Raw genomic sequence first — 12,050 nt, forward strand, 5'->3', positions numbered from 1 at the left:
TGCTCCTTTTTTCCGTTCGTATGGCCGCGCTGTAGCAAGTGCAAGCACGAAGGCGTATAAGACCAATATGTTGAGCCAGCAAAACAGCCAAACCAACGCGACCAGACCCGACCGGCGCAATGCCTGTCCCGGTTTGTCGCGCATGGTCATGGCAAAAGATGGAGCAATTGCCCGCATCAAGCTTCCCTTGGGAAGGATCAGTGCTTCCAAAGCACATGTTTTGGCCGAAATTGCTCAAGAGTTTGGAAACGGCACGGTCGAACTTTCGATTCGCTCCAACATACAGATGCGTGGCATCGCGCCCGCCAATTGGGATAAGGTAATTACCGCTCTCTATGATGCCGGTTTTGGCGCGGACAATCCGTCTGCCGATGACATTCGCAATGTAATGGTGAGTCCCACCGCTTCCATCGATCAGGCACAGCTTGCCGACACCTCCGGCCTTGCAACTTCCTTGCTGACAACACTTGAAGGCACGGAAAAATATCACGCACTATCACCAAAATTTTCTTTCCAGATTGATGGCGGCGAAGATTGCGCGATGATTGCGCATTCGGGCGATATCTGGCTCTCGGCAATGGACGATGACACACATTACGTGTTCGGCCTGGCATCGTCACCGGATACCCAGCCTGTCGGTATGATCCAGCAAACGCAAGTGCTCTCATTGATTGAGGCCCTGCTTGATTTGTTTCAAAGCCGCGCGGGAACAGGTGTGGCGAGGATGAAACACCTTTTTGAAACCTTGCCACAGGACCAATTCCTGCGAGAGCTGCCTTTTGAACTCTCTCCCGCACCGATTTGGGAACGAAAGCCGACAAAGCCCTTCTCATGGCTCGGGACGCATTCGCAGAATGATGGGCGCTTCTATGTAGGTGCTATGCCGCTTCTCGGACGATTACAAACCGAACAATTGTTTGGATTGGCCCGGATTGCGGAGAATGTGAACGGTGGAGAACTTCGCCTCACACAATGGCAAGGCATTATTCTGCCAAACATCAGGCAAACAGACTGTGACCTGACCTCAGCCGCATTGAACGAATTGGGGTTGGCTACCTCCCCACAAGCGCCCCAAGCGCGCCTTAGGGCCTGTTCCGGTTCAACCGGCTGCGCTTCGGCCCTTGCGGACACTTTGACCGACGCTCAACATCTCGCAGACTTGCTGGTTGCCAGCGACAAGCAGGTCCATGTGACAGGTTGCCCCAAATCCTGCGCAGCGCTTTCTCCTCTGCCACACACGCTTTTGGCGCGTTCGCATGATCATTATGATCTGTTTTTGCAAGACAGTGCTGGACCATCGCGTTTCGGACAGCTATTGGCCTCAAACGTCACCATTGACGAGGCTGCGTTTATTTTGAACGCCCGAAATCTATAAGATATATCCGGAACAGTGCGAAACGGTTCTCGGGCAAGATGCGCGTTAAACAAATAGGTAGAGCGGACGCCATGACAGACTATATCCGCGATGGACAGGCCATTTATGACCGCTCCTTCGCCATCATCCGTTCTGAGGCCGATCTGAGCCGCATTCCCGCCGATCTCGAAAAACTAGCCGTACGCGTTGCCCATGCATCCGGTATGGTTGATATCGTTGAAGACCTCGTCTTTTCGAATGGCGCAGGACAAGCCGGGCGTGATGCGCTTCTCAAAGGCGCCCCGATCCTCTGCGATGCACGCATGGTCGCAGAAGGCATCACCCGCTCGCGCCTGCCAGCCAATAATGAAATCATCTGCACACTGAACGATCCATCCGTGCCGGAACTGGCAGCGAGGATCGGCAACACGCGCTCTGCAGCCGCACTTGATCTCTGGCTTCCACATCTTGACGGCAGCATAGTTGCCATCGGCAATGCACCGACCGCCCTCTTCCGCCTGTTTGAAATGCTCGACAATGGTGCGCCGAAACCTGCGCTTATCATCGGTATGCCGGTCGGCTTTGTGGGCGCTGCCGAATCCAAGGACGAACTGGCTGAAAACAGCCGTGGTGTCCCTTTCGTCATCGTTCGCGGACGTCGCGGTGGCAGCGCCATGACCGCAGCTGCCGTCAATGCACTTGCTTCGGAGCGCGAATAATGGCGCCAAAAGGTAAGCTTTATGGTCTGGGCGTCGGTCCCGGCGATCCTGAACTCATCACGCTCAAGGCACTCAGACTGCTTAAGTCTGTGCCCGTAGTCGCCTATCACGCAGCCAAGGGCAAAAAGGGCAACGCACTGACGATTGTCGAAACCTATCTGTCTTCAGAACAGACTTTGGTTCCACTCATCTATCCGGTGACGACAGAGAAACTGCCCGCTCATATGGATTACGAGCTGATCGTCAGCGATTTCTACAGCGAGATCACGAGCACAATCGCAAGCCATCTCGATGCAGGTCGTGACGTGGCGGTGATTGCCGAGGGTGATCCGTTCTTCTACGGCTCGTTCATGTATATTCACGACCGACTGGCCGAAAAATACGAAACGGAAGTCGTGCCCGGCGTTTGCTCGGTCTTGGGGGCCGCCGCCGTACTTGGTGCACCGCTCGTCTATCGCAATCAGACGCTTTCGATCCTCTCCGGGGTCATGAGCGCGGAAGAACTCAAAAACCGTATTGCTGGCACCGAAGCTGCAGCCATCATGAAACTCGGCAAAAATCTCGACAAGGTTCGCGACGTCCTGACCGAGCTTGGGCTGATGGATCGTGCGCTCTACATTGAGCGCGCAACTATGCAGAACCAACGCATTGCGCCCTTGGCGGAAGTCAGCGGCAGCGATTGCCCTTATTTCTCGATCATTCTCGTTCCGGGCAGCAAGTGGAACGGCGCATGAAAGCGGCCATTCTCGTTCTTGGCGAAGCTGCAATTTCTACCGCGCGCAAAATACAGTCTGCGCTTGGAAATGCGGAAGTTCTCGGGCTGGAAAGTCGCGTTACCAGCGCAGACGAGCGTTTCACGCATTTCGGCGACACGATACGCACGCTCTATGAGGAAGGCCGCCCGATCATCGCATTGTGCGCCGCTGGCATCGTTATCCGCGCGCTTGCATCCCTCCTGCAAAACAAACGGATAGAGCCCCCGGTACTGGCCGTTGCAGAAGACGGTAGTGCTGTCGTGCCGTTGCTTGGTGGCCTTTCTGGCGTCAATGATGTGGCGCGAACAATCGCTCACGCGCTTGAAGTGGCTCCTGCGATCACCACGACGGGCGAGCTCCGCTTTGGTATCAATCTGTTACACCCGCCCGCAGAATTGACCCTCGCCAATCCTGAATCCGTCAAGACCTTCATGTCCGATCTGCTGGCCGGAAAAACTCTATGCCTCAATGGGCAGTCTCGCTGGCTCGCAGCATCAAAACTACCGTTCTCTGATAATGGGCAGCTGACAATCAGCGTCACGCCTGAAACGCGCGCGCCGCAGACTAATGAGCTGCTCTATCATGCCCGAACAATTGCTGTTGCAATCGAAAAGCCAACTGAAGACCTGACAAGCCTGATCGGGCAAGCTCTCGACGGTGCTGGCCTGTCCAGAGATTCCCTTGCCTTGCTGCTCGCTCATGAGAAAGATTGCGCGTCACCTTACATCCATCTGGCAGCACGAGCACTCAAAACGCCATTGCGCTTTGTTGCAGGCAATGCCGATCTTGTAACGGCCTCTGTCGAAAACCCTGTTCAGTGCATCAGGGACAAAAACCTGACGCTGGCTGTCGCACCTTCGCCAGCCGATGTTCTCTTCATCGGGCGCAAGCGTGGCAAACTAACTGTGGTTGGCCTTGGCCCCGGCGCACGAGACCTGATGACACCCGCTGTCCAGCGTGATCTGGAACAGGCCGAAGACGTACTTGGCTATGAAACCTACGTGCGCATGGCTGGCCCGTTCCGTGATGACCAGATCATCCATATGACCGACAATCGCGAAGAAATGCAGCGCGCACGCCATGCATTTGAACTCGCTGCTTCGGGTCGTGATGTGGTGATGGTGTCGTCCGGTGATCCGGGCGTATTTGCCATGGCGACAGCGGTTATCGAAGCACTGCATGAATCATCCGATCCGGCATGGCATGGTGTTGAGCTGGTTATCCAGCCCGGCATTTCGGCGGCTATGGCTGCGGCTTCCCGCATCGGCGCCCCCCTTGGGCACGATTTCTGCATCATCTCGCTTTCCGACAATCTCAAACCGTGGGAAGTCATTGAAAAGCGCTTGGCACTCGCTGCAGAAGCCGATCTGGCCATGGCTTTCTACAATCCCATTTCCAAAGCTCGCCCGCATCAGCTCGGTCGTGCACTGGAAATTCTCCGGCAATATCGTGATGCTGAAACGCCCATCGTGCTCGGTCGTGATATTGGCAGGCCTGCGGAAACAACCCGCGTTCTTTCACTGTCGCAACTCACACCCGATGATGTAGACATGCGAACTGTGGTAATTGTCGGCTCGTCCCATACTGTTCGTTTTCCGCGAGCGGAAGGCGGAGAATGGGTCTATACGCCGCGATGGTATGGCGAGAAGCCGGACAAATGAACAGAAACGAAAAAGGCAGGGAAATCCCTGCCTTTTTAATATGTTATGACGTTTTATTGAATCACTTCTTCTTCGACTTCTTTGGCGCAGGAGCAGCCGATGCAGCCTGAGCAGCAGCAGCTTCAGCAGCCACCTGGTCGGCGCTCTTTGGTGAAGTATCGATAACCGAGCGAACCGAACCGTTCGCAGAAACCTGACAAACTGCTGTGCGCAGATCGACCTTCAGGTCAACATCCGTACCGCCGCCAGCGCCCGGACGGGAGTTGACCGCGCTGATCACGCGTTCAGGCAAGAAATACTTGTTGGCAGCAGCGGTAATACAAGGCTGGGCCAGCGAAGAATCAACAGTTGATGTTGGAACAAAACGTGGCAGCGATATGGTCGACGCAGTGACCGGCGCCTCAGACTTGCCGGGAACCGTCGCATTCTGCGTGGTTGTCGTACAAGCGGCAGCCAATGGAGCCAGCATGGCAATGACAAAAAAACGGGCTCCGATGCGGGTGCGTCCGTACATGATCAACCTCTTACGATCTGCTGATTAGGTAAAATTTTAACTGAGATAACTATTCGCTTTTGACGGATTGTCGAGTGGCAGGAAGGTCACATTGCCAGTTTTTCGATTCACATCCACAAAAGCATCATCATTATTTCGCGAATATCCAGTTCAACATCTCACGCCAATCGCTCATTCGTATCGGCGTTCCATGATTGCCACTTTCGAAACGACGGAACTGAACAGGATATCCGGGAACATTCTTGCGTATGTCGCGATAAAAGGCCTCCTGCTTGTCAATTGCGAAAACCGGATCACGGCTGCCATGCCCGAAAAATACAGGCACGCGCTTCTTGAATGCAGGTGATTTGAAAAAATCACTATCCCATAATGATCCCAACAAGATCAAACCCGCAAGCTGATTGGCCACCTTCTCATTCGAAGCAATACGCCAGCAGAGAGCACCACCCTGCGACCCACAAGCAAGGACGAGCGGGGCGGATGGCGACGTTGCTTTCGCAGCTTCAATAAGTCCCGCAATCTGCGCTTCGCCTGTAGCCGCAAAATCCTTGAAGTCCGGGGTCAGATAAAGCCCGCCATTGAGCGCAGCTAAATTCTTCACGCGATTGAAATTGCCGCCGAAAGTAAAATCATTCATGCCTTGCAGGCGGTTACCACCGCGCCCATGCAGATAGATGACGATAAAAGCCGCCCCTTGCTGCTTTCCAGCAGCCATGGCCTTTACCGGACCCGCCGCCGTCTGAAAGACGACATCTTTCTGGTAAGCACGCGCTTTCAGCGAAACATAGGCGTCTTTAACGCGCTTTTCGGGCACAGCATCGCGGCCATTGATGTCACGCATTTCATTGTAATCAATGATTTTATAATCACCATTATCAGCGCTGCTCAAAATACCCGGATAGGCAAAAAGACTGTCTTTGAAAGGTGGAAGGGGTCCTTGTGCGAGGGCTGAACTGCCGAATGCCAGCAAAAGCCCTGCAATTAATCCAATCCGTTTGCGCATTACCCCTCCCAAAAGCACATTCAAAGCTCAAGCGTATGATAACGACGATTGAGATAGATCAGTGCCTCTTCATCTGCGTTGGAGCGCAGTCCCACCACTTCACCAAACAAAACGTGGTGTGTGGAATGATCCTGCACACTGACAACCCGACAATCGAAAACCGCCAACGCGCCTCTCAGCGTCGGCGCACCTGTCGCAAGCACATCCCACGCGGCAAGCTCAAAGCGCTCGTCCTGCGTAAGACCTATACGACCTGAAAAGGCATCCGCAAGCTGCTGGTGTGATCCTGCCAGCGTATTGACCGCAAAAACCGCATTCTTGATGAAAAGCAGGTTATCCTCATGCATTTTCTGCAAGCAGATCAGCAAAGTTGGTGGATTATCCGAGACCGAGCAAGAAGCTGTCAGAGTAAGTCCACGTCTTCCAGCAGAACCGGCTGTGGTCACAACCTGTACCGCGCCCGCATAATGGCTCATCGCATCACGATAAATCTTCGGTTCTACCGGCACAGTATTTGAGGTGATGTTTTTATCTGTTTGCACGTCAGCAAGCATCCGTATTGTCTGACAGGCGTCCACAGACCAATGTCTGTTTACCTGTATACATATACGGGCATTGCACAAAGGCGAGGAAACCGCTACCCACTTTTCGTTCAATTAGCCATGAAATGTTTGATGAAGATAAATCGCGTGATCAAACCAGTGCCATTGCCGGGACAACATAAAGCGGCTCTCCGCCCGGAATTACGCGTGCACAACTTCACGAAGATATTTGTCACCGCACTGTCGGCTTTCACGATGCTTTGCCTGCCTGCCATGGCGCAGGAAAACCCAACTGGAATACGCATAGGAATTGCAGCGCCTTTGAGCGGTGGATTTGCCCCTCTCGGCAATCAGCTTGTCGATGGTGCGCGTGTGGCCGCAACGGCGAAAAACGCTGAACTTATCGTCGTGGACGATCGCTGCGATGCCGAAGGGGGCAAAGCAGCTGCAGAAAGCTTCATCGCCGGCAATGTACAGATAGCTACAGGCTTTCTTTGTTCCGAAGCACTGGAAGCTGCTCTGCCTTTATTGAACCAGCGCAATATTCCGGTCATTACTTCGGGCGTCAGTGACCCAACGTTGACAGAAAAGCGTTCTGCCACCCCACTTCCAGTGTTTCGTCTGACAACCGGCCTCGATAAAGAGACGCTCGCCACAGGTAGTTTTCTGGGTAGCCTCTGGCGTTCCCAGCCCTTTGCCGTCATTGACGACGGCACAATTGAAGGTCGCGAGCGCGCGTCGCATGTTTTGGCCAGCCTCAAAGAACAGCAACTTCAGCCAGTCTTCACCGATACTTATCGACCGGGCCTAGAAAACCAGAATGCGCTTGTTGCCCGTCTGCGCCGTGCAGGCGCGACGCATGTTTATGTCGGCGGAGAGCGCGATGATATCGCGGCAATTGGCGCGAGTGCTGCGACACTCAAATATCCGCTGGTGATCGCGGGTGGCAGCGTTTTGAATGCGGCACCGGGTACACAGCCATTAAGCGCAGACACGCTGATGATCGCGCCGTTAAAGCCACAGGATCTTTCAACAGCAAAGCCTGCCGTTGATGCAATCAATCAGGCCGGAAAATTGCCAGAGGCCTACTCAGTCATCGGATTTGCCACGATTGAACTGGCGGAAGCGGCTATCAGACAGGCGACGGATCAGAAACAGCCTTTGATCGATATTCTGCGCGACAATTCTTTCGAGACATCGCTTGGTACGCTCAAATTTGATGGCAATGGCATGCGCACAGACAATCCAAATCGTCTGCAGCGCTATGATGGAACGCAGTTTATATCAGCTGACTAACAAGCCCGATCAGACTGGCTATAATCAAGAGCCCGGTCATCACGCTCATCAATGTCCAGAATAATTGAACTGCCGCGTCAATATCTTCGGCATTCACATCGCGCTTGCCGTCGCTGTTAAGCATAGGTCCTTCGACCTTCTCTGTTCCATATTGGCGGGGACCGGCAAGTGCCAGTCCAAGTGCGCCAGCAAACGCCGATTCCGGCCAGCCGGCATTGGGTGAACGATGCAGACGCGCATCGCGCCACATCACAGCAAACGCTCGCTTTCCCGCCTCCTTATTATGAGTGAAAGCAGCAGCCAAAGCAGCCAACACCCCAGTCAGGCGTGCAGGAATGTAATTCACCACGTCATCAAGGCGCGCTGCGAAACGTCCAAAATGACGATAGCGTTCATTCAGATGACCAATCATCGAGTCGGTGGTATTGATGAGCTTATAGGCAAACAAGCCCGGTAATCCGCCGATGAGGAACCAGAACGCAGGCGCAACAATGCCATCCGATGCATTTTCAGCGAGGCTTTCAACTGCCGCCCGACTGACGCCGCCTTCGTCAAGCTGTTCGGGGTTGCGTCCGACAATCATCGAAACTGCTTTGCGGCCACCTTCGATCCCCTCTTCACGCAGACCATTCGCCACCGCCTTCACGTGATCGGCGAGGCTCTTTTGTGCCAGAAAGACCGCGACGATGACGATCTCAATCAGCGCACCAGCCGAACCGAGGAACGGTAGAAGATTTTCAATAGCCAGTCCGATAAGCACACATAGGGCAACCAATCCGATGGTGAGCCACATGCCATTGCGGCGCAGCGTTTCAACCGAAAGCTTATTGTTGTTGAAACGCTTTTCACCCCAGCTGATTGCTTTTCCGAACAGTACGACCGGGTGTGAGAACCTTTGCCAAAGCTGAGGTGGGTCGCCAACGACGCGATCCAGAACAAGCGCCAATGAAAGAACAATCAGCTTTATTTCCATAGCCTTGCCAGATTTCCCTGAATCAATCTTTCAAGCGCAGAATATCACGCAACGCCTGCTCAAGACGTGCAAAGGCGGCTTCATCGGCTGCAAGTCCAATGCGCAGCCATTGGGGCGCATAGGCGAACTTTCGTACCAGAATGTGTTTTTCACAAAGCGCGTCATATATCGCATGAGAATCGGGGTACGCAACCAAAGTGAAGAGTGCCGTGCCACCCACTTCCCGCAAGCCGCATCGCGTCAGAACCGTTGCAAGTTCCGCCCGCCGCCAATCAATGCTTTCACGAAACCTTTTTAGTTCCGTATCATTTTCAAAGGCATGTTCGGCTATCGCCAAGGCAGGTCCAGACACGGCCCATGGGCCAAGACGCTCAGTGACCTTTTCCACGATTTCCGCACTTGCCAGCAAGAAACCAAGGCGGACGCCTGCAAGACCGAAAAACTTGCCGAAAGACTTCAGCACAATCATCGGTGCTGTGGCAGCCTGGACCGCAACACTCACCTCGACATGCGGATCAGCAAAGGCTTCATCAACAACGAGAAAGCCACCCCGATCGCCAAGTGTCATCGCCAGCTCAAGCAGATCAGGACGCGCGATAATGCGGCCATCCGGATTGTTCGGATTAACGATTGTGACAACGCGCGCATCTTGCGGAATATCTTCAAGCGTCGCACATTCGACCACGTTCCAGCCCGCGCTTGCAAAAGATGCAGCATGTTCCTGATAGGTTGGGCCTAAAATAGCGACGGTAGAAGGTTCGACCAGCGTTGGGATAAGCTGAATAAGCGATTGGGTTCCGGGTGCGGCCACAATAGAGGCATCATCGGCGACGTTGTAATATCGCCGTGCTGAGACAAGAACTCGCTTCAGAAGCCCTTCATCCGGCAACCGGTTCCAAAGTGCCGGCGTGAAATCCGGCAGAGGAAAGTGCTCAGGATTGATGCCCGTTGAAAGGTCGAGCCACTCTTCCGCCTTACCACCAAATCGTGCGACAGCACGATCCAGAGCACCACCATGTTCAATATGCGTATTCACGCATCTTCTCCGCTGAAATCAACCACATGCATGAATGAGCCGGATACAGAGCCAACACGCAGGCCGGCCTCACCGCACTCTTCGCCAATTGCATCGCGTACTTTGAAAAGTCGTTCGGCATCCCCTTCACGCACAATCGTCGCATAGTGAAATTCATGTGCCTTGAGCGGCATTTGCCAAGGCGCACCAGCCAGTGGTGCGAGTGACCGATAGCCAAGGTGAAGCTTTCTTTTGGCGAAGCTTGTCTCAAGCGGCAGAAGTCCCAGCATCGAGTGGCTCATGCCTTGAGCATCTTCCAGCGCTTCACCGAGCACCATATAGCCACCGCATTCGCCATAGACGACAACGCCCTTTGTTGCCGCAGCCCTCATGCCCGACTGGAAGTTTTTGGCAGAAGCAAGGTTGCCTGCAAAAAATTCAGGATAGCCGCCAGGCAGATAAATCGCATCGGCATTTTCATCTGGTGCTTCATCAGCCAGCGGCGAGAAAAACGAAATCTCAGCCCCGCGCCTGCGCCATCCTTCAAAAAGATGCGTATAGGCAAAAGCAAACGCATCATCACGCGCCACAGCAATGTGGTTGCCCAATGGCTTGAGACGCGCCACATTGGCCATCGCTGTATGACGCTTCGGCCCCGACCAGATATGCGCGAGTGCCGCAAAATCGAACCGCTCTTCCAAAACATCGGCTGCGTGATCGAGAAATCTTTCCAGATCTGCATGTTCACCGGCCTGCACAAGCCCCAGATGACGCTCGGGCAAGACAAGTTCCTCGTCACGTGGGATCGCACCCAGAACGGCAATGCCAAGCGGCTTCAATGCTTCGCGCAGCATCAATTCATGACGCGCACTGCCTACACGGTTCAGTACAATACCGGCTATCAACACATCCTTGCGAAACTGGCTAAATCCAGAAACAAGCGCGGCAATGGACTGCGACTGCCTTGCACAATCCACGACCAGCACCACCGGCAGATCAAGCACCTTTGCAAGATCAGCTGACGAGCCTTTGCCATTCATGGCCCCGTCGAACAGGCCCATCATGCCTTCAGCAACAAGCAGTTTACCGCCTTCGGTCATGCGCGAAGAAAGCGCGCTGATGAGTTCAGGCCGCATCGCCCACGGGTCAAGGTTGAAGCATTCTGCCCCGCTCGCAGCCTTATGATAAGCAGGATCGATGTAATCCGGCCCTGCCTTGACTGGAGCAAGTGCTACACCACGACGCTTGAGCGCCCGCAGCAGACCAAGCGTGATAGTTGTTTTACCCGATCCCGATGCAGGGGCTGCAATCATGAAACCATTCATGCGCTTTGCACTCCACGCTCTTTCTGATTGAGATGTAACGGATCACTTATGAGCTGCCGTCCACCCTCGGCACCCAGCCAATCGAGGCCAGAGCGCAACCGCACCACCTCACCTACAACGACGATTGCAGGCGGATTGAGGCCAGCCGCTTCCACATCTGAAACGGCGCGTGCCAATGTTGTCTCCAGAACCACCTGTTCCGGCAAGCTGGCGTTACAAACGAAGGCTACGGGCTCATCCGGTGAGCGTCCGGCGGCCATCAGCCGTGATGTGATAAGATCGATATGCTTCATCGCCATATACATAACAATAACCGGAGAGGACTGTGCAATGCCCTCCCAATTAATGCGGTCGGGCATTAATCCGGTCGCGTCATGCCCTGTCAGAAAGGTGACGGATTGGTTGATATCGCGATGCGTGGCAGCAATGCCTGCATAGGCAAGACCACCTATGCCCGCCGTAATGCCCGGAACAATGCGAAATGGGACACCATGTTCAACAAGCGTCAGCGCCTCTTCCGCTCCGCGCCCGAAGACAAATGGATCCCCACCCTTGAGGCGCAAAACCTTCTTGCCCTCTTTGGCAAGTTCAACCAATCGCAACGAAATATCACGCTGTCTCGGTGAGGGCTTGCCACCACGCTTTCCTGCATATTCGAGTGTCGCCGTGGCATTTCTCAGCGAAAGACACGATTCATCGACCAGAGCATCATAGACAATCACATCCGCCTGACCTAAGGCATTGACCGCATGAAGCGTTAGCAAACCCGGATCGCCGGGCCCAGCGCCCACCAACCAGACATGTCCGGGCTCCATTGCAGGCAAAGCTATTCTGCCGGTGCCAGATGGGGTAATGTTCGGTTGAATATTTTCAGTCATTTTGAAATGTGTCAC

12 protein-coding genes are annotated in these 12,050 nt (G+C 54.2%); 5 read left to right on the forward strand and 7 right to left on the reverse strand.

The features are described 5' to 3' along the window. Window positions 1–67 precede the first annotated feature (67 nt). The 4 genes from cobG (at window position 68) to cobJ (ending at window position 4,489) form a co-directional block, all read left to right on the forward strand. Complete coding sequence (gene cobG, locus CEV33_RS07370; RefSeq protein ID WP_094539804.1) at window positions 68–1,375, forward strand: precorrin-3B synthase; 1,308 nt, start codon at window positions 68–70, stop codon at window positions 1,373–1,375. A gap of 71 nt (window positions 1,376–1,446) precedes the next feature. After that, window positions 1,447–2,073, forward strand: a complete 627-nt coding sequence (locus CEV33_RS07375) for a precorrin-8X methylmutase (protein WP_094539805.1) — start codon at window positions 1,447–1,449, stop codon at window positions 2,071–2,073. After that, a complete protein-coding gene (locus tag CEV33_RS07380) occupies window positions 2,073–2,807 on the forward strand; it encodes a precorrin-2 C(20)-methyltransferase (protein ID WP_094539806.1) in 735 nt (244 codons plus the stop codon). The genes CEV33_RS07375 and CEV33_RS07380 overlap by 1 nt, the downstream gene beginning before the upstream one ends. Next, window positions 2,804–4,489 (forward strand): precorrin-3B C(17)-methyltransferase, encoded by a 1,686-nt coding sequence (gene cobJ / locus CEV33_RS07385; protein WP_094539807.1) that lies wholly within the window; start codon window positions 2,804–2,806, stop codon window positions 4,487–4,489. The genes CEV33_RS07380 and cobJ overlap by 4 nt, the downstream gene beginning before the upstream one ends. 61 nt (window positions 4,490–4,550) lie before the next feature. Here the strand turns inward: cobJ and CEV33_RS07390 are convergent, their stop codons facing one another. The 3 genes from CEV33_RS07390 to CEV33_RS07400 all read right to left on the reverse strand — a co-directional run bounded on the left by CEV33_RS07390 (window position 4,551) and on the right by CEV33_RS07400 (window position 6,548). Beyond that, window positions 4,551–5,003, reverse strand: a complete 453-nt coding sequence (locus CEV33_RS07390; RefSeq protein ID WP_094539808.1) for a hypothetical protein — start codon at window positions 5,001–5,003, stop codon at window positions 4,551–4,553. Window positions 5,004–5,133: 130 nt separating this feature from the next. Beyond that, on the reverse strand, window positions 5,134–6,006 hold the full coding sequence (locus CEV33_RS07395; protein WP_094539809.1) for an alpha/beta hydrolase: 873 nt from the start codon (window positions 6,004–6,006) through the stop codon (window positions 5,134–5,136). Window positions 6,007–6,026: 20 nt separating this feature from the next. After that, complete coding sequence (locus tag CEV33_RS07400; protein WP_374816692.1) at window positions 6,027–6,548, reverse strand: flavin reductase; 522 nt, start codon at window positions 6,546–6,548, stop codon at window positions 6,027–6,029. A gap of 42 nt (window positions 6,549–6,590) precedes the next feature. Between CEV33_RS07400 and CEV33_RS07405 the strand changes: the two genes are divergently transcribed. Beyond that, on the forward strand, window positions 6,591–7,844 hold the full coding sequence (locus CEV33_RS07405; RefSeq protein ID WP_374816694.1) for a branched-chain amino acid ABC transporter substrate-binding protein: 1,254 nt from the start codon (window positions 6,591–6,593) through the stop codon (window positions 7,842–7,844). Here the strand turns inward: CEV33_RS07405 and cbiB are convergent. From cbiB to cobA, 4 genes are read right to left on the reverse strand one after another with little or no spacing between them, the layout of a single operon-like run. Then, window positions 7,828–8,817 carry an adenosylcobinamide-phosphate synthase CbiB gene (gene cbiB / locus CEV33_RS07410; protein ID WP_094539812.1) on the reverse strand — a complete coding sequence of 330 codons (990 nt, stop codon included), beginning with the start codon at window positions 8,815–8,817 and terminating at the stop codon, window positions 7,828–7,830. The two genes, CEV33_RS07405 and cbiB, sit on opposite strands and share 17 nt — an antisense overlap. Before the next feature lie 22 nt (window positions 8,818–8,839). After that, a complete protein-coding gene (gene cobD, locus CEV33_RS07415) occupies window positions 8,840–9,853 on the reverse strand; it encodes a threonine-phosphate decarboxylase CobD (protein WP_094539813.1) in 1,014 nt (337 codons plus the stop codon). Further along, the gene (locus tag CEV33_RS07420) at window positions 9,850–11,157 is read right to left on the reverse strand and encodes a cobyrinate a,c-diamide synthase (protein WP_094539814.1); all 1,308 of its coding nucleotides are present in this window, start codon (window positions 11,155–11,157) and stop codon (window positions 9,850–9,852) included. Before CEV33_RS07420 ends, cobD begins: the two co-directional genes overlap by 4 nt. Beyond that, window positions 11,154–12,035, reverse strand: coding sequence for a uroporphyrinogen-III C-methyltransferase (gene cobA, locus CEV33_RS07425; RefSeq protein ID WP_094539815.1), 882 nt, complete (start codon window positions 12,033–12,035; stop codon window positions 11,154–11,156). Before cobA ends, CEV33_RS07420 begins: the two co-directional genes overlap by 4 nt. Window positions 12,036–12,050 lie beyond the last annotated feature (15 nt).

Source organism: Brucella grignonensis (assembly GCF_002252505.1).
GTDB lineage: Bacteria > Pseudomonadota > Alphaproteobacteria > Rhizobiales > Rhizobiaceae > Brucella > Brucella grignonensis.